General features: G+C 32.5%; 22 protein-coding genes and 1 riboswitch. Of the genes, 7 read left to right on the forward strand and 15 right to left on the reverse strand.

The window, feature by feature from the left end:
* Positions 1–13: 13 nt before the first annotated feature.
* From C8N27_RS02390 to C8N27_RS02440, 11 genes are all read right to left on the reverse strand, one after another.
* Entirely contained in the window at positions 14–1,243 is a 1,230-nt protein-coding gene (locus C8N27_RS02390) for a 3-phosphoshikimate 1-carboxyvinyltransferase (protein ID WP_121146131.1), read from the reverse strand.
* Positions 1,244–1,249: 6 nt separating this feature from the next.
* Positions 1,250–1,498: a hypothetical protein gene (locus C8N27_RS02395; protein WP_121146132.1), complete on the reverse strand. Its 249-nt coding sequence runs from the start codon at positions 1,496–1,498 to the stop codon at positions 1,250–1,252.
* Positions 1,499–1,825 (reverse strand): nucleotide pyrophosphohydrolase, encoded by a 327-nt coding sequence (locus tag C8N27_RS02400; protein ID WP_121146133.1) that lies wholly within the window; start codon positions 1,823–1,825, stop codon positions 1,499–1,501. It lies immediately after the preceding gene.
* A gap of 47 nt (positions 1,826–1,872) precedes the next feature.
* A complete protein-coding gene (locus tag C8N27_RS02405) occupies positions 1,873–2,250 on the reverse strand; it encodes a VOC family protein (RefSeq protein ID WP_028892442.1) in 378 nt (125 codons plus the stop codon).
* Complete coding sequence (locus C8N27_RS02410) at positions 2,241–3,458, reverse strand: MDR family MFS transporter (protein WP_099215883.1); 1,218 nt, start codon at positions 3,456–3,458, stop codon at positions 2,241–2,243. The genes C8N27_RS02405 and C8N27_RS02410 overlap by 10 nt, the downstream gene beginning before the upstream one ends.
* Before the next feature lie 237 nt (positions 3,459–3,695).
* Positions 3,696–4,445 (reverse strand): cyclase family protein, encoded by a 750-nt coding sequence (locus tag C8N27_RS02415; protein ID WP_121146134.1) that lies wholly within the window; start codon positions 4,443–4,445, stop codon positions 3,696–3,698.
* Positions 4,446–4,457: 12 nt separating this feature from the next.
* Complete coding sequence (gene hemW, locus C8N27_RS02420) at positions 4,458–5,618, reverse strand: radical SAM family heme chaperone HemW (protein WP_121146135.1); 1,161 nt, start codon at positions 5,616–5,618, stop codon at positions 4,458–4,460.
* Position 5,619: 1 nt separating this feature from the next.
* A complete protein-coding gene (gene ruvC, locus C8N27_RS02425; protein ID WP_121146136.1) occupies positions 5,620–6,171 on the reverse strand; it encodes a crossover junction endodeoxyribonuclease RuvC in 552 nt (183 codons plus the stop codon).
* 8 nt (positions 6,172–6,179) lie between these two features.
* Positions 6,180–7,802, reverse strand: coding sequence for an adenine deaminase (ade, locus tag C8N27_RS02430; protein ID WP_121146137.1), 1,623 nt, complete (start codon positions 7,800–7,802; stop codon positions 6,180–6,182).
* Between the two features lie 90 nt (positions 7,803–7,892).
* Positions 7,893–9,485, reverse strand: a complete 1,593-nt coding sequence (gene pckA / locus C8N27_RS02435) for a phosphoenolpyruvate carboxykinase (ATP) (RefSeq protein ID WP_099215878.1) — start codon at positions 9,483–9,485, stop codon at positions 7,893–7,895.
* Between the two features lie 86 nt (positions 9,486–9,571).
* On the reverse strand, positions 9,572–9,952 hold the full coding sequence (locus C8N27_RS02440; protein WP_099215877.1) for a DUF423 domain-containing protein: 381 nt from the start codon (positions 9,950–9,952) through the stop codon (positions 9,572–9,574).
* Between the two features lie 80 nt (positions 9,953–10,032).
* On the opposite strand from C8N27_RS02440, the gene C8N27_RS02445 reads away from it, so the two are divergent.
* From C8N27_RS02445 to C8N27_RS02470, 6 genes are all read left to right on the forward strand, one after another.
* Positions 10,033–11,403 (forward strand): saccharopine dehydrogenase family protein, encoded by a 1,371-nt coding sequence (locus C8N27_RS02445; RefSeq protein WP_099215876.1) that lies wholly within the window; start codon positions 10,033–10,035, stop codon positions 11,401–11,403.
* A gap of 113 nt (positions 11,404–11,516) precedes the next feature.
* Complete coding sequence (locus C8N27_RS02450) at positions 11,517–12,086, forward strand: Crp/Fnr family transcriptional regulator (RefSeq protein WP_121146138.1); 570 nt, start codon at positions 11,517–11,519, stop codon at positions 12,084–12,086.
* 82 nt (positions 12,087–12,168) lie between these two features.
* Positions 12,169–13,443 (forward strand): NAD(P)/FAD-dependent oxidoreductase, encoded by a 1,275-nt coding sequence (locus C8N27_RS02455; protein ID WP_099215874.1) that lies wholly within the window; start codon positions 12,169–12,171, stop codon positions 13,441–13,443.
* Between the two features lie 6 nt (positions 13,444–13,449).
* Positions 13,450–14,205, forward strand: coding sequence for a DJ-1/PfpI family protein (locus C8N27_RS02460; RefSeq protein WP_121146139.1), 756 nt, complete (start codon positions 13,450–13,452; stop codon positions 14,203–14,205).
* Between the two features lie 109 nt (positions 14,206–14,314).
* Positions 14,315–14,501, forward strand: a riboswitch (cobalamin riboswitch).
* A 188-nt stretch (positions 14,502–14,689) separates the two neighbouring features.
* A complete protein-coding gene (gene metE / locus C8N27_RS02465; RefSeq protein ID WP_121146140.1) occupies positions 14,690–17,014 on the forward strand; it encodes a 5-methyltetrahydropteroyltriglutamate--homocysteine S-methyltransferase in 2,325 nt (774 codons plus the stop codon).
* 67 nt (positions 17,015–17,081) lie between these two features.
* Positions 17,082–17,510, forward strand: coding sequence for an acyl-CoA thioesterase (locus tag C8N27_RS02470; protein WP_099215871.1), 429 nt, complete (start codon positions 17,082–17,084; stop codon positions 17,508–17,510).
* Between the two features lie 28 nt (positions 17,511–17,538).
* Here the strand turns inward: C8N27_RS02470 and C8N27_RS02475 are convergent, their stop codons facing one another.
* The 4 genes from C8N27_RS02475 to C8N27_RS02490 form a co-directional block, all read right to left on the reverse strand.
* Positions 17,539–18,258 carry a tRNA1(Val) (adenine(37)-N6)-methyltransferase gene (locus C8N27_RS02475; RefSeq protein WP_121146141.1) on the reverse strand — a complete coding sequence of 240 codons (720 nt, stop codon included), beginning with the start codon at positions 18,256–18,258 and terminating at the stop codon, positions 17,539–17,541.
* A 206-nt stretch (positions 18,259–18,464) separates the two neighbouring features.
* Entirely contained in the window at positions 18,465–19,124 is a 660-nt protein-coding gene (mnmD, locus tag C8N27_RS02480) for a tRNA (5-methylaminomethyl-2-thiouridine)(34)-methyltransferase MnmC2 (protein ID WP_121146142.1), read from the reverse strand.
* Between the two features lie 7 nt (positions 19,125–19,131).
* Positions 19,132–19,551: a hypothetical protein gene (locus C8N27_RS02485; RefSeq protein ID WP_121146143.1), complete on the reverse strand. Its 420-nt coding sequence runs from the start codon at positions 19,549–19,551 to the stop codon at positions 19,132–19,134.
* The gene (locus C8N27_RS02490) at positions 19,551–20,063 is read right to left on the reverse strand and encodes a DUF4920 domain-containing protein (RefSeq protein WP_121146144.1); all 513 of its coding nucleotides are present in this window, start codon (positions 20,061–20,063) and stop codon (positions 19,551–19,553) included. The genes C8N27_RS02485 and C8N27_RS02490 overlap by 1 nt, the downstream gene beginning before the upstream one ends.
* A gap of 119 nt (positions 20,064–20,182) precedes the next feature.
* Between C8N27_RS02490 and C8N27_RS02495 the strand changes: the two genes are divergently transcribed.
* A complete protein-coding gene (locus C8N27_RS02495; RefSeq protein ID WP_121146145.1) occupies positions 20,183–21,232 on the forward strand; it encodes a branched-chain amino acid aminotransferase in 1,050 nt (349 codons plus the stop codon).
* Positions 21,233–21,245 lie beyond the last annotated feature (13 nt).

Consider the following 21,245-nt stretch of genomic DNA (forward strand, 5'->3'; position numbering starts at 1 on the left):
AGCGATTGCCATATTATTTTATGGTAACATTCTGAATTCCTACATAAAACATATCTTTCCAAAAATTTCTATACGACTTAGTAACAACCTCAGCATCTAAAATTTCAATAGAAACTTTCAATGCTAATGGTGCAAACGCCATCGCCATTCGATGGTCATTATAGGTAGCTATTTGAATGTTTTCTTTAATTTCTGAAGATGATTTTAAATGTAAACTTTCATTAGTTACAGAAATATCAGCTCCTAGTTTTGTTAGCTCCTCACGTAATGCTTCTAAACGATCGGTTTCTTTAATTTTTAACGTATGTAATCCTGATAAATCACAAGCAATTCCTAACCCGAAGCATGTAACTGCAATAGTTTGTGCAATATCTGGTGCATTTTTTAAATCTTGTTCGAATACTTCTGAATTATGCTTTTTTTCTTTTGTTAAAAGAATTGTATTTTCTTCAAAAGTGGTAGTCACCCCAAAATTCTTGTAGATTTCCTCTAAACAACTATCTCCTTGCAAACTATCTTTTTTATAAGCTGATAATTTCACAGAAGAACCTACTTCGCTCAATGCTATAATCGAATAAAAATAAGATGCTGAACTCCAGTCAGACTCTACAACTACTGTTTGCTTTTTTATAGTTGATTTTGGTTTGATTTTTATAAACTGCCCTTCAAACTTAGCCTCAACCTCTAATTGATGTAACAACTGTAAAGTCATGTTGATATAAGGAACCGAAGTAATTTCTCCTATCAATTCGATTTCCAATCCTTTTTCTAAACTTGGAGCAATCAACATTAATGCTGAAATGTATTGACTGCTTACATTTCCATTAATTGAAACTTTATTCTTCGTTAGTTTTTTCCCTGATATTTTAAGTGGTGGATATCCTTCTTTCTCAATATAATTAATATCTGCTCCTAAATCACGTAAAGCATCTACTAAAATTTGTATTGGTCGGTTATGCATACGTTCTGAACCTTGCAGTACTTTTGTAACACCTTCTTGTGTTGCAAAAAAAGCAGTTAAAAAACGCATCGCTGTTCCTGCATGCCCAACATCAGCTATAGTAGCACCTGAAGATAACGCTTCTTGCAAATGGTGCGTATCATCAGAGTCTGATAGATTTTCTATCTGTAAATCTGGATATAATTGCTGTAAAATCAACAATCGATTTGATTCACTTTTTGACCCTGAAATCGTTATATGAGTATCCGAATTAAACTCTTCGGTTTTTAATCTTAAATCCATAAAAAACTACTTCGTTTTTTTATTTACAATATACATGCTATAAATAAGTGCAATTACAATTTTACTTAACCAAAAACGAATCCACTGTTTATTTGCGAAGTGCACATTGTATACAGTTTCAAAGTCTCCTGAAAAAATAGCCCCTCCTGTTTTAAATAATAAAGAAAAGACAGCTACTATTATCAAAAATGGAGTTCCTACTTTTAAAACATTAATCCAAAAACTTCCTTTTTGTATATTTTTTATGAGACTCATTTATTGTAGTTTTTTGTTATTATGATGACGATCGTGATCTCTCTTAGTTTTTATATCTAGCTTCTTATCAAATGCCTCCTGTAAGTTTACTCCTGTTTGATTTGCTAAACACAATACCACAAACATCACATCTGCTAACTCTTCTCCTAAATCTTTGTTTTTATCACTTTCTTTTTCGCTTTGCTCTCCATAACGACGCGCAATAATTCGAGCTACCTCTCCAACTTCTTCTGTTAGTTGCGCCATATTTGTTAACTCATTAAAGTAACGTACTCCGTGATTTTTAATCCAATTATCTACTTGTTTTTGTGCGTCTTGTATATTCATGCTTTCTACTTTCTTATTAAATATTCAAAGATAAAAACTTCTATTTCTTAATTGATTCGCCAAGGCGGATTTTTTCTGTGTTCGCCTGCTTTAAACAGAATTAATTTATTACCATCAGGATCTAACAAATGGGCTTCTCTCCATAACCATCGTTGGTCTATTGGTAACTGAGTGAACTGAATTCCTTTTTGCTGTAATTCTTCTACTAACTCATCTAAATTATCATCTTCAAAATAAAGAGTAACTCCTTCTCCTTTGGGTAACCTCTCTACTTGATGAATTGAGAAAGTTGTATTACCATCTGGCACTTCAAACCGAACATATCTAGGACTTGCATCTACAATGAGAAGCAAGCCTAGTTTTTTATAAAATATTACAGATTCATTTACATCTATAGATGGAATTGTTACTTGATTTAAGTCCATGCGATTACTTTTTCTCTTTTTACAATTCGTATTAACATTAATAAAAATAACACTCCAATTCCTGATAATACAATCATAAAATTCCATGTATTATCAAATCCAATATTATCAATTAATTGCATTCCAGAATTATGTCCAAAAATATGAGACATTGAAAATGCAATACTGTAATATGCCATATATTCTCCTTGATTTCCTTTTTTGGCTCGTTCCATTACAAAGGCGTTTGAAAAAGGGAATGCAATCATTTCTCCAATAGTCATTAACAACATTCCTACAATTAAAATTCCAACCCAACCTGTTAAATTGATTACTACAAAACTTAATCCTGTAAGTAATAAGCCAAAAAACATTAAGAACTCTTTAGTATACTTACTTTTTTCTAACCAAGTAATGAGCGGCATTTCTAATAGGAAAATGAAAAATCCGTTCATCCCCATTAACAATCCTATTTCTAACTCTGTCAAATGATGTACATCTTTATAATACAATGGCATAGTAGAGAAATATTGTAAGAAAATAAATCCGAACACAAACATTCCTACAAAAAACACCCAAAAAGCCTTATCTGAAAAAACCGATTCTGGATTTTCTACCTTTATTTCATCCAACACTCTTGCTTTTTTAGGATGTAACACATTTACCAATAATATAGTTGCTAAAACACAAGTAACTCCATCTACCCAGAACAATCCGCTATACCCCATTGAGGTAATTATTAACCCTCCAACAGCTGGACCTGCAGAAAAGCCCAAGTTAATTGCCAGACGAATTAAGGTTACTGAACGTGTTTTATTTTCTGGTTTACTATAAGTATTTAAAGCTACAAACATAGCAGGTCTAAAAGTATCTGCTACTAGCATCACCAAAAAAATGCCGATACAAAATCCCCAAAAAGTATTAATAAACTGTAAGGCTATAAAGAGAATCCCTGTTAAAAACAAACTTGTTTTCATCACTTTGTAGAACCCTATTTTATCAGTTAACTTTCCTCCCAACCAAGATCCTCCAACAGATCCTAATCCAAAACAAGTCATAATCCAACCTACATCATTTAAAGAAAAATGCAAACTTTCTCTCAAATACAATGACATAAACGGAATTACCATGGTTCCTGCTCTGTTTATTAAAGTTATTAAAGCGAGCCACCATACTTCGCTTGAGAGACCTTTAAAAGTGTCTAAATAATTAAAATAGAGTTTTTTCATTTGGTTTGGTTTTAGTGTTGATTGCTGATATAAAAATAAAAAGTCCGACTATGAAGTCGGACTCTTTATTATCGTTATATTTTATATAAACATAATTATAATACATACATAGCCCGATCTGTCCTGTGTCTCACCACAGTCGATTTACATTGCTTATATGTATTAAAAATTGTCATTGTTATTTCTTGATTGAGGTGTAAAACTAGTAAAAAAATAAATACACCAATAAAAAAAGTTTTAAATAATTTCGTAAAGCGTAGGTTTACTAGGTGTTGCATCGTTTTCAAATGGTGCTACCATCAAATTTAAAAAGTAAGCTCCATCCTTTATTTTATTAGACACATAAATAAATTCAGTAATTGTTGCTTTCATTCTGATTTCTGCTTGTGTATTCCAAAAAGCATTATGTGCTAACAACTTTCCTTCGTCTTTTTCTTTGTCTACCGATGGTAAATCTATCAACAAGTGCTCAATTCCTTTTTCTCTAAGATAAATCGCTGCTTCTTCTAACAAATAAGTTGGATTTGTATTTGAATAACGCATCGATTTTTTGTCTGATAGGTTAGGTAAAGTTCTAATTACAATTGCATCACGTTTTTTATTTCCTATAACATTTTGTAATTGTTTTTTTGAAATCACAAAGTCCTTATTTTTTAACTGCTCTGGAGCAATAGTCACTACTTCTGCTAAAAAGAAAAATTTTGATAGTTCTTTATTTACTGAATAAACTTCTTCTGTTATATGGCCAACACATTCGGTATGTGTAATATGTGAATGCGGATTAAACTGTATATTATTAAAATTTACATCAGCTCCTTTTTGTACACTTCCTACCCAATCTCCATCGGAAACGGGGGAAATTTTCGGATCATCTAAATACCAAGCATTTACATTTTCTTTAGAAGTATCAATAGCTATGGAAATATCTAACGGTTTTGATAAATCTATTTTGTGTTTTCTTGAGTTGTATTCAATTGTTGCTATCATACTCAAATATACCTAAATTATGAATAACTCACTAGCCAATCCGTCTGCTAAGAATTTTCCTTTTGAAGTTGTTTTCAAAACCTTCTTAACATTGTTGTCAGAATCAGGCTTCTTCAATTCATTATCTATAACCAATAAGCCTTGATTGATAAATTTCTCGGCATTTTTAAGGAGATTCTTTCCGAATTCTTCTCCAAATTCTTGCGTAATTTTTTCTAAAGATACTCCCCAAATGGTTCTTAATCCTGTCATTAAATATTCATTAAACCGATCTTTTATAGTAAGTTCCTCTTGTTCTAAAGGGAGATTTCCTTCTTGAATAGTTTTGATATATTTTGCATTGTTAGCTACATTCCAACTACGATGTGTTTTATTAAACGAATGTGCTGATGGACCAATTCCTATATATTTTTTTCCTAACCAGTAACTTGTATTATGTTTTGAGAAATAATCTGGTTTTCCAAAGTTGGAAATTTCGTAGTGGACAAATCCATTTTTAGCAGTTTCCGCTACCAAAATATCGAAATGCTCTTTTGCTACAGCTTCATCAACATCTGGATATTTTCCTTGTTTAATAAAGGAATCTAACGCTGTTTTAGGTTCCACTGTTAATGCATATGATGAAATATGATTAATTCCAAAATCAAAAGCAATTTGTAGGTTTTCTCTCCAACGCTCATTACTCATATTCGGAACACCATAAATCAAATCAATCGTAATGTTATTAAAATAGCGAGTTGCTACAGACAAACATTTTTTCGCTTCTTGTGCATTATGAGCACGGTTCATTAATTGTAAGTCTTCTTCAAAAAAAGATTGAATTCCAATACTTAGTCGGTTAATTGGAGTTTTAGATAATTCAATTATTTTTTCTTCTGATAAATCATCTGGATTTGCTTCTAAAGTAATTTCCGGATTTTCAACTACTGTATAATTTTTATAAATAGTATTCAGTAACAACCTTATTTCTTGAATTGAAAGCAAACTCGGTGTTCCACCTCCAAAATAGATAGTTTCTATCGTTTCATTTAGAAGTTCTTCTTTTCTTAACTCCAATTCTTTTACCAAGCAAGATACCAGCTCTTCTTTCTTTTTTAAAGAGGTAGAAAAGTGAAAATCGCAATAATAACACGCTTGCTTACAAAACGGGATATGTAGATAAATTCCTGCCAAATTATTTCACTTTTCCTGGGTTCTGTTTTACAAACGCTGCCCAACCTGTATAGTTCTTACCTCCTACTTTAGTTCCTGAATTATAGAAATGACACACCGCTGCAGCTAATCCATCTGTTGAATCTAAGTTTTTAGGGAGTTCTTTTAAGTTCAATAACGACTTTAACATTAGGGCTACTTGTTCTTTACTCGCTGTCCCTTTTCCTGTAATTGCCATTTTAATTTTCTTAGGTGCGTATTCGGTTACAGGAATTTGTCTTGACAATCCTGCTGCCATGGCAACACCTTGCGCACGTCCTAATTTTAACATCGATTGTACATTTTTACCAAAAAAAGGAGCTTCTAAAGCTATTTCATCTGGGTGATAAGTATCAATCAATTCAATGGTACGTTCAAAAATAATTTTGAGTTTTAAATAATGATCGTCATACTTTTTTAAGAGTAGTTCATTCATCTGGACAAACTCCATTTTTTTTCCTACTACCTTTATAATTCCGAACCCCATAATGGAAGTTCCTGGGTCAATCCCTAATATAATTTTTTCTGTCTTCAAACTTCAGGTTATTTAACCTCTAAAGAGGTAAATTTAAATGTGTTTCCATCAAACAGTCCTTTGTCTGATAGCTTTAAAGATGGAATTACCAACAATGCCATAAAAGATAAGGTCATATATGGAGCTCGTAGTTTACTTCCTTGCTTTTTTGCCATGACGTCTAATTCTGCATAGGCTTTCCCTATTTCAATAGCTGACTTATCTGACATAATTCCTGCTACTGGAAGAGGAACTACTTTTTCTTCAGAAGAAGTTACCGCACAAACACCTCCTTTGTTTTCTATTAATAAATTAACTGCTTTGCAAATCAATTCATCAGATACTCCTACTGCAATAATATTATGTGAATCATGACCAACAGAACTTGCTATGGCTCCTTCTTTTAGTCCGAAGTTTTTAATAAAGGCTATGGATGGTTCTGCATTTTCATAACGGTTTACTACCGTCATTTTCAATACATCATTCTCTACATTTGAAACTAAATTTCCATCTTTTATTAAAGAATCTGCTTCTATTTCATTCGTCACTAATTCTCCATCTAAGGCCTCAATAACTCGAATCTTTTCAGACGCTGAATGAAACTCAAAATCAGCAATATTTTTTTTATCAGTATCAAAATTATTTAGTACTTCAAAGTCTACATGTTGTACGAATGACTCTCCTTTTTCGGCTACTAATTCCCCATTGATATAGGTTTGTAACACCTCAAACTTTTGTAAGTCTTTTACTACTATAAAATCAGCATCATCTTCTTCGTTTAAAGTTCCTACATCCAAATTATAATGTTTTACCGGATTGATACAAGCAGCTTGTAATACTTTAAAAACATCTATTCCTTTCGCTACTGCACGCTCACATAATTGGTTGATATGTCCTAATAACAAATCATCTGGATGCTTATCATCAGAACAAAACATCATGTTCTCATAATATTCAGGAAGTAAATCAATCAGTGCTTCAAAGTTTTTTGCAGCACTCCCTTCTCGAATGATGACTTTCATTCCTTTTTGTAATTTTTCTAATCCTTCTTCATAAGTGAAACATTCGTGATCGGTATAAATTCCTGCTGCTATGTATTTATCTAAATCCTCTCCTCTTAATCCTGGTGCATGTCCATCTACTAGTTTATTATAATGTTTTGCCCAAGCTATTTTTTTCAACACTTCTTCATCTTGATAAATGACTCCTGGGTAGTTCATCATCTCTGCTAAATATTTGATATCAGGGTTCTGCATCATTTTTTTGATGTCTTCTGAATCAATTACCGCTCCTGCACTTTCAAAAGAAGTTGCTGGCACGCATGATGGCGCTCCAAAATTGAATTTTAACGGAACTTTCTTTCCGTTTTCAATCATAAAGTCAACTCCTTTCACACCTAGCACATTGGCTATTTCATGTGGGTCAGATACCGTAGCTACGGTACCATGAGTTACCGCTATTTTTGCAAACTCTGATGGCACTAACATCGAGCTTTCAATATGAATATGTGCATCTATAAATCCAGGTAAAATATAATTTTCTGAAGTGTTTTCTACCTCTCTAATTTGTATAATCTTTCCTTCTTTAACCTCAACTTCTCCTTTAAAGATTCGTTTATTATGTATATCGACTATATTTCCCTGTACAATCATGCTAAAATTTATTTATTGCTAAAATACTGAGTATTTTCCATAAAAAAAGCATCCATAGTGGATGCTTTCTTTGTATTTATGTTTTAAAGGTTACGCTATTGGTCCACCTTTAATAATTTCCTCGCTTGCCATTTCTTCAAACTGAGCAAAGTTCTTTCTGAATGAATTAGCTAACTCCATAGCTTTTGCATCATAAGCATCTTTATCTGCCCATGTTTGCTTTGGATTTAACACTTCATCAGGAACATTTTCACAAGTAGTTGGCATTGATAATCCAAAAATTGGATGTTGTACAAATTCAACGTTTTCTAAATTACCTTGTAAAGCTTCAGTAATCATAGCACGAGTGTACTTTAATTTCATTCTGCTACCAGTACCGTAAGCACCACCTGTCCATCCAGTATTAATTAACCAAACGTTTACTCCTGCTTCTTGCATTTTTTTGCTTAACATTTCAGCGTAACGTGTTGGGTGTAATGGCATAAATGGAGCTCCAAAACAAGCTGAAAAACTTGGTAATGGCTCATTAATTCCAGCCTCAGTACCTGCTACTTTTGCTGTGTACCCAGAAATAAAGTGATATGCTGCTTGACCTGGTGTTAATTTAGATATCGGAGGCAATACTCCAAAAGCATCTGCTGTTAAGAAGAAGATGTTCTTTGGGTTTGAACCTTTAGATGGTGTTTGAATATTTTCAATGTGATAAATTGGATAACTTACACGTGTGTTTTGTGTAATTGATGTATCAGCAAAATCCACATTTCCTTTATCGTCCATTACAACATTTTCAAGGATTGCTCCTCTTTTAATTGCTCCGTAAATTTCTGGCTCTTTCTCTTGAGATAAGTCGATTACTTTTGCATAACATCCTCCTTCAAAGTTGAAGATTGTGTTTTCAGCAGTCCAACCATGCTCATCATCACCAATTAAACTACGATTTGGATCCGTAGATAAAGTAGTTTTACCTGTACCTGATAACCCGAAGAAGATAGCAGTATCACCATCTTTACCAACGTTTGCAGAACAGTGCATTGGTAACGTGTTTTTAAATACTGGTAAAATAAAGTTTAACGCAGAGAAAATTCCTTTCTTAATTTCTCCTGTATACCCTGTACCACCAATTAATGCTATTTTTCTAGTAAAGTTTAAGATAGCAAAGTTGTGTTGACGTGTTCCATCTACTTCTGGATCAGCCATAAAACCTGGAGCGTTTACTACTGTCCATTCTGGAGAAAAGTTTTTCAACTCTTCTGCTGTAGGGCGTAAAAACATGTTGTATGCAAACATGTTACTCCATGGGTATTCGTTTACAACACGAATATTTAGCTTGTAATCTTCATCTGCACATGCATAACTATCACGCACAAATATCTCTTTGTTTGATAAATAGTTTGTTACTTTATCGTATAGCTTGTCAAATTTTTCTGAATCGAAAGGGATGTTAATATCTCCCCACCAAACTTGGTCTTTAGTTATATCGTCTTTAACGATAAAACGATCCATTGGAGAACGACCTGTGAACTCACCTGTTTTAACAGCTAATGCTCCAAAACTGGTTTCTACTCCTTGTTCTTTTTCAATAGTGATGTCGTGTAACTCGTCTGAAGTTAATTGATAACGAACCGTAGCGTCTTTTATGCCTAAGTTATCTAACGATATCGTTTTCGTATCAAGATTTGTCATCTTAAAAGATTTTAGTTGTGTTTAATTTTGGACAAAAATAGTTCTTTTTGATTAAAAAGATGAATCATACAAAGATTTTATCAACTTTAACCTTTAATAACTTTTTTAAAAAAGCTATATGTTAATAGACTCCAACCCACGATTAATAGTAATCCTCCTAAAGGTGTTATAAACCAAATTGCTTTTGCAGGAACATTCGCTAGATAAATTAGATAAATTGATCCTGAAAACAATAAAATCCCAGCTATTAAAAAATAACTAATCCTGTTCTTTTCTTTGTTTGTGAACTGAGTAAACATGTTTACAAAAAGTAATAATAGTACATGAAAAAACTGATAGCGTACAGCGGTTTCAAAACTCTCTAAAGCTTCTGGTGTTAATTTCGTTTTTAAGGCGTGGGCTCCAAAAGCTCCTAAAATAACAGCAACCACTCCTAAAACCGCTGCTGTTGTTAAATTTTTATACATTATTTTAGTTTTTGTTTAAATTTAAACTTTTTTAGCGATATTGTCGCCTCAAAATTTATTGATAACAAAAATACATTATAATGAGAAATATATTGATAATTGGTGCTGGTAGATCAAGCTCTTCACTTATAAAATATTTATTAGATAAATCTTCACAAGAAAACCTACATATAACTATTGGTGATGTTTCATTAGAAAGTGCTCAATCTAAAGTTAACAATCATTCAAACGCTACAGCAATTCAATTAGATGTTTTTAACGCAGAAGAACGCTCAAATGCAATTCAAAAAGCAGACATTGTTATTTCAATGTTACCTGCTCGTTTTCATATTGAAGTAGCAAAAGATTGTATTACTTATGGTAAACATATGGTTACTGCTTCATATATTTCTGATGAAATGAAAGCTCTAGATGAAGAAGCTAAAGCTAAAGGATTAGTGTTTATGAATGAAATTGGTCTTGACCCAGGAATTGACCATATGAGTGCTATGCAAGTTATTGATCGTATAAAAGAACAGGGAGGAAAAATGTTATTATTTGAATCTTTTTGTGGTGGATTGGTAGCTCCTGAAAGTGACACTAATTTATGGAATTATAAATTTACTTGGAATCCTAGAAATGTGGTATTAGCTGGTCAAGGTGGAGCTTCAATGTTTATTCAAGAAGGAACCTATAAGTATATTCCATACCAAAAGTTATTTAGAAGAACTGAATTTTTAACAATTAACGGTAGTGGAAAATTTGAAGCGTATGCAAACCGTGATTCTTTGAAGTATAGAAGTATTTATGGTTTAGAAGATATTAAAACCATGTATCGTGGAACTATTCGTAAAGTTGGTTTTTCTCGTGCTTGGAATGTATTTGTACAATTAGGAATGACCGATGATACATATACTATTGAAGACTCTGAAAATATGAGCTATCGTGATTTCACAAACCTTTTCTTAGCTTATTCTCCTTCTGATTCTGTAGAGTTGAAATTCCGTTCGTACTTAAAGATAGACCAAGATGATTTAATGTGGGATAAATTTTTAGAGTTAGACATTTTCAATCCAAATAAAAAAGTAGGGTTGAAAAACGCAACTCCAGCTGAAATTTTACAAAAAATATTGATGGATTCTTGGACTCTTGAAGCCAAAGATAAAGATATGATTGTAATGCACCATATTTTTGGATACCAATACAAAGAAGATAAGTTCCAAATTGAAAGTAGTATGGTTATTAAAGGTGATGATCAAACTTACACTGCAATGGCAAAAACTGTTGGTTTACCTGTAGCCATGGCTACCGTACGTATTTTAAATGGTGATATTACAACTCCTGGTGTACAATTACCAATCAACAAAGAAGTATACGAGCCAATTTTAAAAGAATTGGAAGATTACGGAATTAATTTTGTTGAAAAAGAAGTACCTTATTTAGGATATAACCCTGAGAGCATAAAAGGATAAAATCTTCCAGAACTAATAAAAAAGGCACCAATATATTGGTGCCTTTTCCTTTTAAAACTAAAGAGAGTCTTTATAAAGTTAGTATTTTTACACCTCAATACTACCACTAACATATGGCTGAAAGCATTTTAAAAAATCACATTAAAAGTTACACGGATCTTTCAGAAGAAGAATTAACTGAAGTACTTTCTTTTTTTGACTGTCAGTCCTTCAAGAAAAAAGAAACTTTACTACCTACAAGTAACCGTTGCGATAAACTATTTTTTGTTGCTAAAGGCTGTTTACAATTATATTTTATTGATGATTTAGGCTATCAAAAAACTACACAATTTGCTTTAGAAAATTGGTGGTTAACTGATTTTTTAGCTTTTCAAAATCAAAAACGTTCTAACTTTACTATAGAAACAGTTGAAAATTCTGTAGTTTTTTCAATCTCCTCTTCAAAGTATAATACGTTATTAAATCAATTCCCTTTATTAGAAAAGTACTTCCGAAACATATACGAAACAGCTTATGGAGCTGCTTTAATGCGCTTAAAATACATAAACAGCTACTCTAAAGAAGAAATGTATTTTAGGTTTAAAGAAGATTTTCCTGAATTTGTACAGCGAGTTCCTCAATATTTAGCTGCTAGTTTTTTAGGATTAACTCCTGAATACTTAAGTGAAATTAAAAGAAAGTAACTTTTCTTAAGCCAGTTTATTTTTTACTAAAACCTACTTAACTACCTTTGTACTTATATTAATTTAAGGGCATAATAGCATTATGAAAAATATGAAAAAACTTGTCGTTGTTGGCGGCGGGTTTGCTGGATTAGAACTTATAAAAGGATTAGGAAATTCAGAAGATTATCAGATTATTTTAGTAGACAGTAACAACTACAATTTCTTTCCTCCTTTAATCTACCAAGTATCCACCGGTTTTATGGAGCCATCTGCAATTAGCTATCCATTCAGAAAAATTTTAAGAAAATTTAAAAACGCCCGTTTTCGACTCGGTACTCTTGAAAAAGTTGTTCCAGAAGAAAACAAAATAGTGGTAAGTAATGGAGAAATAGAGTATGACATCTTAGTAATGGCTACTGGTACAGAAACTAACTTTTTTGGAAACAAAAGCATTGAAAAGTACAGTTTACCAATGAAAACTATTAGCGATGCCTTGTCTCTTAGAAATGTTATTTTAACTCGATTTGACCGTGCTACTAGAATCCACAACCCTGAAGAAAGGAAAAAGTGCTTAACTTTTGTTATTGCAGGAGCTGGACCTACTGGAGTTGAACTCTCAGGAATTTTAGCTGAAATTAAAACTTCAATTATAATAAAAGATTACCCTGAGCTAGATGAAAATGATTTTGGTGAAATACACCTAATTGATGGTCAAGATTCTGTTTTAGCACCAATGTCTAAAAAAGCACAAGAATACACTTCCAAAAAATTAAGTGAACTAGGGGTTAAGCTAACAATGAACACAATGGTTAATGACTTTGATGGCGAAACCGTGTATTTGTCAAACGGAGAAGAAATACATACTAAAAACCTTATATGGGCAGCTGGTGTATCTGCTAAAACATTTGATGGTTTTTCAAAGGATAGTTTCGGCGCAGGTAGAAGATTAAAAACAAACCAATTTAACCTAGTACATTCATATGATAATATTTACGCCTTAGGAGACTGTGCCTTGATTCTAGGAGACAAAAACTACCCTAACGGACACCCACAATTGGCGCAACCTGCCTTACAACAAGCAAAAAACTTAGCTAAAAATCTTAATAAGAAAAATAATAAATGGAAAGCTTTTCAATACACTGATAAAGGTTCTCTGGCTATTATTGGAAGAAACAAAGCTGTACTTGACTTCCCCGGACAGAAACAATCTTTAAAAGGTTTTATTGCTTGGCTAATTTGGATTTTTGTACATATCATGGGGCTTGTAAACTTTAAAAACAAAGTAAGAACTCTATACAACTGGTTAGGCTACTACATATATAAAGACCAATATTTTAGAATGATTATTAAACCTACAGAAAGAGATAAAAAATAAAAAAACATGAAAAAAATTAGCTTTATAACAATGCTGGTATTTGTAATTATTGCTATCAGCTGTAATTCTAAGAAATCGAAAACCAACAAAAAAACTGAGGAAGTTGAACAAGTTATATCTCCATCTGATACACTAACTAAACATCTAAAACCATTTAACCCTGATTTACCAACTATAGGACTTTTAATGTTTAACGGAGTTTTACAAGGAGAAGTTATAGCAACGTCAGATGTATTTGGAAAAGTAGACAAAGATGGTAAACAACTTTTTAATGTAGTAGCTATAGCTGAAACAACAAAACCAATTACCACCGAAGAAGGAATGCACTTTGTTCCTGATTATACTTTTGATAATTGCCCTAAACTAACAGCTTTATTTGTACCAAGTGCTTACGATATGTATGCACAAGTACACAATGATAAAGTTATAGATTTTATAAAAACAAAAAATCAAGAAACCAAATACACTGTTAGTAATTGTGCTGGAGCTAATTTAATTGGTAAATCTGGTATAGCTGATGGCCATAAAATTGTAACATGGATTGGTGGTGGTGAACAGCTTCAAAAAGATTACCCTAATTTAAAAGTTCAAAATGACAGCTTGGTAACTTTTATTAAAGATGGTAAATTTTTATCTTCAAACGGAAATTTAGCAAGTTATATTTCGGCTTTAGAACTACTCGAAATTATGACAAATACTGAACATAGAAAATTTGTTGAAAGCTACCTATATTTGGATCAACTTAAAAACTGGGAAAAATAACAAAATTTAAAATCTTGTTAAAACTCAAAAAGCATCAGTATACTGATGCTTTTTTTATTACCAGTTCTAAAAAAATAATACATACATTTACCCCGATAAGTTCTTTACATACTTCATCAACCGGAAAGGTTTTACTTAGCTGTAGATTAATAGGGAATCGTGTGCAAATCACGAACTGTCGCGCAACTGTAAGTAACACACCAAAGGTTTTTATCCTAGAGTATCCACTGCCAAAAGCGGGAAGGATGATAAAAACTGTTATAAGTCAGGAGACCTGCCTATTCGGATATTGACAATGCTTTCGCGATTTGAAGCTTTTGGGTCATACCGATGATATATTTTTAACGCACACTTTCACTTATGAAATGCTGTGCTTTTTTGGTATGTCATTATTTCTCCTCAAACATCACATCGTTTTTTAGTATTGCGAAGCATCTAAAAGAGCTTTTAAAATTAATGTTTAATTATAAAAGTTTAAAAGAAAATGCAAACGCACATTCTTGGCTATCCGCGTATAGGTAGCAACAGAGAACTCAAAAAAGCCTGCGAGCAATATTGGTCGGGCAAAACTAGTTTACAAGAACTTCTTGAAACAGGAAGAAACATTTGTCAACAAAACTGGAAAACACAACAAGAAGCAGGTATAGACCTTATTCCTTGTAATGATTTTTCTTATTACGATCAAGTGTTAGATATGACACTTACTGTTGGCGCTATTCCTAAACGTTACAATGAAGTAGCTTTAAAAATTTCAAACTCTGAACTTGATCTTTATTTTGCCATGGCAAGAGGGTATCAGAAGGATGAACTTGATATCACTGCTATGGAAATGACTAAATGGTTTGACACAAACTACCATTATATCGTTCCAGAGTTTTATAAAAATCAAGAATTCGAGCTATTTTCTAGCAAAATTATTAATGAATTTGTTGGAGCTAAACAAGCAGGTATTAATGCCAAACCTGTAATTATCGGTTTAGTTAGTTACCTCCTTTTAGGTAAAGAAAAAGAGGAAGGTTTTGATAAATTAGATTTAGCCTTAAAACTACTTCCTGTTTATATTAAAATTTTACAAGAGCTTCAAGTACAAGGCGCTGAATGGATTCAATTTGACGAACCTTTTTTAGCGTTAGACTTAAGTGAAAAAGCCAAAGAAACATATCAATTTATATATAATGAGATTAGAAAAAAATTCCCTAAACTAAAGTTTATAGTTACTACTTACTTTGAAGGTTTAAAAGACAATCTCTCATTAGCTAATACACTTCCTATAGATACTCTACACATCGATTTAGTTCGTTGTGAAGAACAATTAGATGATGTATTAAACACGCTTCCTGAAGATAAAACTTTATCATTAGGTATTGTAGATGGTAGAAATATTTGGAAAAATGATTTTGAAAAATCGTTGCAACTTATCCAAAAAGCTACTGATAAATTAGGTTCTGACAGAGTTTTTATAGCTCCTTCTTGTTCCTTATTACATTCTCCATGTGATTTAGATTTAGAAACATCTTTAGATAGTCAAATTAAAGAGTGGTTTGCTTTCGCAAAACAAAAACTTACAGAGGTAAATTTGTTAAAAAAGTTATCTGAAAGTACGACTGATGAAAGTATTTTAAACGCTTTTGAAGAAAACAAAAAAGCTATAGCTAGCAGAAAATCCTCAACATTAATTTACCACAATGATGTAAAACGGCGTGTTGATGCCATTACTGAATTAGATTCTCAAAGAAAAAATGACTTTTCTGTTCGTAAAAAGGCACAAGAAAAAGTGTTGAACTTACCATTATTCCCTACCACAACTATTGGTTCATTCCCTCAAACCAAAGAGGTAAGAAGCTGGAGAGCTCAGTATAAAAAAGGAAACTTAAGTAGTGAGGAATATAAATACTTACTTAAAAAGGAAACTCAAAAAACCATTCAATGGCAAGAAAAAATAGGTCTTGACGTATTAGTTCATGGTGAATATGAACGAAACGACATGGTAGAGTATTTTGGTGAACAACTTGCTGGGGTAAGCTTTACCCAAAAAGGTTGGGTTCAGAGTTATGGTAGTCGTTGTGTAAAACCTCCTATTATTTATGGGGATGTTTACCGACCTCATCCAATGACTGTTTATTGGTCACAGTACGCTCAATCTTTAACTGACAAATGGGTTAAAGGAATGCTAACTGGACCTGTTACTATTTTACAATGGTCGTTTGTGCGAGATGATCAACCTCGATCAGTTACGTGTAAACAAATTGCATTGGCTATTCGCGATGAAGTTGCTGACCTTGAAAAAGCAGGTATCCGAATTATTCAAATTGATGAACCTGCTATAAGAGAAGGACTCCCTCTACGAAAATCGGGCTGGGAAAATTATCTAAAATGGGCTGTTGAAGCTTTTAAAATTTCATCATGTGGTGTAGATGATTCCACACAAATACATACGCATATGTGTTATTCAGAGTTTAACGACATTATTCAAAACATTGCTGATATGGATGCTGATGTGATAACAATTGAATGTTCACGATCTCAAATGGAGTTACTAAACGCCTTTGCTGATTTTAAATATCCAAATGAAATTGGTCCAGGAGTTTATGACATTCATTCACCTAGAGTTCCTTCAAAAGAAGAAATGATTGAGTTACTACACAAAGCTCAAAAAGTTATTCCAGCTTCTCTACTTTGGGTAAACCCTGATTGCGGTCTTAAAACTAGGCATTGGGACGAAACTGAAAAAGCATTACTTGCTATGGTTTCTGCTGCAAAAGAAGCTTCATTAAGCTACAATACTAACACCTTAGAAACTGTAAATTAACAATGGTAAAAGTGCTTGAATAACTATTTCTTTCAGGCACTAATTACACCAACATATATATAAAATAATGACTACTGAAGAAAAAATAACTCAATCGGAAACACGAATTTTTAAAGCTGTATTTCCAAATACAACCAATCATTATGATACGCTATTCGGAGGAACAGCCATGCAATTAATGGATGAAGTTGCTTTTATTACTGCAACACGATTTTGCAGACAAAAAGTTGTAACCGTAAGTAGTGATAAAATTGATTTTAAAAAGCCTATTCCTGCTGGGACTATTATTGAATTAGTAGGAAAAGTAAGTTATATAGGCAACAAAAGTTTAAAAGTTACCGTTAAAATTTTCACTGAACAGATGTACTCTCAACATAGAGAAAAAGCCATCGAAGGTGAGTTCACTTTTGTTGCGATTGATGAAAATAAAAACCCAATAGCAGTTATAAAAACAGATACAGAGGAACTACATTGTTCACAACAAGAACAAAATTAAAGCTTCGAAAATGTAACCATACAAAAGGTTACATTTTCAAATAAAAATCTTTTGTAAGATTAATATAGGCATCAGTATACTGGTGCCTTTTAGTTTCTATAATTAATTCTTCTTCTTGTATAGAACTTTCAGTAAATGATAGCTCTAATAAGCTACGCTTTATTTCTGACGTTGGATTTCCTTTTACTCTACAAACCCTGTTTAGATATAAGTTATGTTTTTTAGCTAGCTTGATAAAATCCGCTTCTTCTTTAAAAGGTATAATGGTTGAGAATCTTCCGTTTTCGGACAGTATTTCACTCACTCCTTTAAGTAACTCTTCAAAAGACAGCGAACTCGTAAATCGTGCTTTATTTCTCGCTACATCTTCCGTTTCGTAGTTATCGGTATAAAATGGCGGGTTGGATACAATTATATCATACTCTTCTTCTTCTTCAGACATTTCTTCTGCAAATTCCACAAAAGAAGCATTGTAACAAAAGAGCCTATCCCCCCAATCTGATTGCTCAAAATTCTCTACAGTTTGCTCATAAGCATCTCCATCAACCTCTACGGCATCAATAGTCATTGCATCACTTCGTTGTGCTAACATTAATGAAATGACTCCTGTACCTGACCCAACATCAAGCATTGTATCCGGAAAATCTCCCAAATTACACCATGCACCTAACAACACTGCGTCGGTACCAACTTTCATTGCAGTTTTATCTTGATGTACCGCAAACTCTTTAAATTGAAATGGCTTCATTTATAAAAATCTCCCAAGAATTTTTTCTGCATTGAAAAATAAATACAATACAATGATTAATAAGATTACTAGAAACAATCCTCTTTTAGGATTTCCTTTTTTTCGGTTACCGAAGCGTCTTTTAAACTCCATTTGTTTATTTTTCTAATTACTACATTAATTATGCTGAATGCTTTACTCCTCGAAGCATTTAGCTACGCTGAATATTACTCGCCTACTTTCGTAGCTCGTAACATTTCTCTTTTTCCTGGAGGCCCGGGTAAGCGCTCTACATCAAATCCTACTGCTTGCATTGCTCTTCGTACACTTCCTTTAGCTGAGTAGGTTACTAAAACCCCTTCTGGTTTTAACGCAGCAAACATAATTTTAAAAATGTCTTCTGTCCACAAATCAGGTTGTACTCTTGCTCCAAAAGCATCAAAATAAATCAAATCAAAACTATTTTCATCAGTTATTTCAGCAAAAAACTGTTTACGCTTAGCCAATGAAAAATCAGGAGTAATATTGTGCTTTTCTTCCCAAGAAACTTTGTGAATTTTATCAAAAAGTTCTCTTTTATCATTAGCTTCCAACTCCGTAACATAGTTCAGTTTCTCTACTTCTTCTTTGGCTACTGGATAAGCTTCAACACCAACATAATCAATATTTCTATCTGCTTCTAAAAGCGTAATAAAACAATTGAGTCCTGTACCAAAACCTATTTCTAAAATAGAAACACTTTTAGTATCTACATACTTTAGTCCATTTCTAATAAATACATGATATGCTTCTTGTATTGCGCCATGCTTAGAATGATATTGTTCATTCCAATCTGGTAAATGAATGGTTGTAGAACCATCGGACGTTATGATAATTTCTCGTTTTATAACTAAACTATTTAATCAGTAACTTTTTAATTCTTGGTATTGGTCCTGTACAAGTTGTTTTATGACAGGCAATACAACTGTTTACTGCTTGATTAAAATTTTGTTTTAAAGAATCTTTTGACCCCGAATACACTTGCTGCATATTTTGAATATACTGTTTTGAAAAAGCTTCAAAACTTATATTCCTATCTGCTGGATCTGTTAAAACTGCAGAGTGAATATTCAAATAAGTTTCAGGAAAATCACCTATTGATTCTCCTTCTAGAATCTTATTCTTAATTATCATGTTTCCTTCATACATAGCATTCATTAAAGCTGCCATTTCTGAAGATTGATACATAATAAGTTCTTCTTTTTGTTCTTCCTTTTTATCTTTACAAGAAAAAAGTACCAAAGACACCAATAAAACAATAATTAATTGTTTCATTATTTCTTCATTAATACTCCATCTGCTTCAAAAGCATAGGTATATTTTGGTTCTGTAATTTTTGCTATTTCTTCTTCCGATTTTCCAGCATCTTTAGCATAATGTTGTAATTCATCTACAGAAATCTCAGTAACAAAAGCTTTACCATTTACTATCACCTCTTTATTATCTGCATTTAAAGGCATAAAAAAACCATAATCTTTAAAACGCACCATTGATTCTTGTTCTTCACCCAAATCTAACTTCATCCAACATCCCTTTTTCTTACATACCTCATTAATTGTTGAAGTGAATTTTATGTTTAGGGTATCTCCTTTTTTTAAATTTTTGAATTTAGTTCGCATTTCTTCAGCAGAAATAGCATCTGCATCTGAAATTTCTTCTCCAAATGATGCGTATTCTACTTTTTGTTCTTTAGCGCTATTTACATCAGAAGTTTCATTCTTTTTTTCAACCTTACAAGAAATAAATGCTATGCTCAAAACCATAGCAAAAACTAGTAGTCTTTTCATTTTCAAAATTTTAAAATTAACATTCAACAAATATACTTATATTTCTTCTAGCAAGGAGCTAAACTTAAAATATACCACTAGATTTCGTATCTTCGTAGCACTTCTAAAACTACAACACAATGAATATTGATATTGAGCTTATAAAAGAGTCAAAAATAGATACGGTAGATTTTAACAACTTAGTATTTGGTCGCACTTTTACGGATCACATGTTAGTCTGTGATTTTGCCGACGGAGAGTGGAAAACACCAAAGATTATGCCTTACGGGCCTTTATCTTTTGAGCCATCGGCTAGAGTTTTTCATTACGGACAAGCTGTTTTTGAAGGAATGAAAGCTTACAAGGATGATAATGATGATGTGTTTTTATTTCGTCCAGATGAAAACTTTCATAGAATTAATAAATCTGGTGCTCGTTTAGCGATGCCTCCAGTTCCTGAAAACGTATTTTTTGAAGGATTAAAAAAACTTCTTGAGTTAGACAATGCTTGGATTAAAAAAGGTGTTGGAAACTCGTTATATATCCGTCCATTTATTATTGCTTCTGAAGGTGCTATTGCTGCTTCTCCTGCTGAGGAATACAAATTCATCATTATTTGTTCGCCTGCTCAAGCATATTATGCAGGTGAGGTTCGTGTTATTTTTGCTGAAAAGTATAGTCGTTCTGCAGATGGTGGTGTTGGATTTGCAAAAGCTGCTGGTAACTATGCAGCACAGTTTTATCCTACCAGTTTAGCACATAAAGAAGGATATCAACAAATTGTTTGGACAGATGCTAATACACATGAATATCTTGAAGAAGCTGGCACTATGAATATCTTTTTTAGAATAGGAGATAAACTAGTAACTGCACCAACTAATGACCGTATTTTAGATGGTGTTACTCGCAAGTCAATTATTCAACTTGCAAAAGATTATAATATAGATATTGAAGTAAGAAGAGTATCGGTTGCTGAAATTAAAGAAGCTGCAAAAAAAGGTGAACTAAAAGAAATCTTTGGTTCGGGTACTGCTGCTGTAATAAACCCTATAAAAGGTTTTAAACATCAAAATGACTCTTTTGAGTTACCTGAGGTAAGTGATTCTTATGCTTCTTTCTTTAAAGAAAAACTACTTAACATTCAGTATAACAAATTAGAAGACAAGCATAACTGGAGGGTTAAAATTTAATCATTTCATTTAA

Origin of the sequence: Tenacibaculum discolor, from assembly GCF_003664185.1 — a bacterium.
Taxonomy (GTDB): Bacteria; Bacteroidota; Bacteroidia; order Flavobacteriales; family Flavobacteriaceae; genus Polaribacter; species Polaribacter discolor.

What these genes read in the sequence shown, in the direction of transcription:
- ade (WP_121146137.1), bottom strand. Translation starts at nt 7,802, where the DNA reads ATGATTGTACAGGGAAATATAGTCGATATACATAATAAACGAATCTTT.
- C8N27_RS02440 (WP_099215877.1), bottom strand. Translation starts at nt 9,952, where the DNA reads ATGTATAAAAATTTAACAACAGCAGCGGTTTTAGGAGTGGTTGCTGTT.
- C8N27_RS02450 (WP_121146138.1), top strand. Translation starts at nt 11,517, where the DNA reads ATGGCTGAAAGCATTTTAAAAAATCACATTAAAAGTTACACGGATCTT.
- C8N27_RS02415 (WP_121146134.1), bottom strand. Translation starts at nt 4,445, where the DNA reads ATGATAGCAACAATTGAATACAACTCAAGAAAACACAAAATAGATTTA.
- C8N27_RS02460 (WP_121146139.1), top strand. Translation starts at nt 13,450, where the DNA reads ATGAAAAAAATTAGCTTTATAACAATGCTGGTATTTGTAATTATTGCT.
- C8N27_RS02485 (WP_121146143.1), bottom strand. Translation starts at nt 19,551, where the DNA reads ATGAAACAATTAATTATTGTTTTATTGGTGTCTTTGGTACTTTTTTCT.
- C8N27_RS02475 (WP_121146141.1), bottom strand. Translation starts at nt 18,258, where the DNA reads ATGAAGCCATTTCAATTTAAAGAGTTTGCGGTACATCAAGATAAAACT.
- C8N27_RS02405 (WP_028892442.1), bottom strand. Translation starts at nt 2,250, where the DNA reads ATGGACTTAAATCAAGTAACAATTCCATCTATAGATGTAAATGAATCT.
- C8N27_RS02455 (WP_099215874.1), top strand. Translation starts at nt 12,169, where the DNA reads ATGAAAAATATGAAAAAACTTGTCGTTGTTGGCGGCGGGTTTGCTGGA.
- C8N27_RS02470 (WP_099215871.1), top strand. Translation starts at nt 17,082, where the DNA reads ATGACTACTGAAGAAAAAATAACTCAATCGGAAACACGAATTTTTAAA.
- C8N27_RS02495 (WP_121146145.1), top strand. Translation starts at nt 20,183, where the DNA reads ATGAATATTGATATTGAGCTTATAAAAGAGTCAAAAATAGATACGGTA.
- C8N27_RS02395 (WP_121146132.1), bottom strand. Translation starts at nt 1,498, where the DNA reads ATGAGTCTCATAAAAAATATACAAAAAGGAAGTTTTTGGATTAATGTT.
- C8N27_RS02410 (WP_099215883.1), bottom strand. Translation starts at nt 3,458, where the DNA reads ATGAAAAAACTCTATTTTAATTATTTAGACACTTTTAAAGGTCTCTCA.
- pckA (WP_099215878.1), bottom strand. Translation starts at nt 9,485, where the DNA reads ATGACAAATCTTGATACGAAAACGATATCGTTAGATAACTTAGGCATA.
- C8N27_RS02390 (WP_121146131.1), bottom strand. Translation starts at nt 1,243, where the DNA reads ATGGATTTAAGATTAAAAACCGAAGAGTTTAATTCGGATACTCATATA.
- C8N27_RS02400 (WP_121146133.1), bottom strand. Translation starts at nt 1,825, where the DNA reads ATGAATATACAAGACGCACAAAAACAAGTAGATAATTGGATTAAAAAT.
- C8N27_RS02445 (WP_099215876.1), top strand. Translation starts at nt 10,033, where the DNA reads ATGAGAAATATATTGATAATTGGTGCTGGTAGATCAAGCTCTTCACTT.
- metE (WP_121146140.1), top strand. Translation starts at nt 14,690, where the DNA reads ATGCAAACGCACATTCTTGGCTATCCGCGTATAGGTAGCAACAGAGAA.
- C8N27_RS02490 (WP_121146144.1), bottom strand. Translation starts at nt 20,063, where the DNA reads ATGAAAAGACTACTAGTTTTTGCTATGGTTTTGAGCATAGCATTTATT.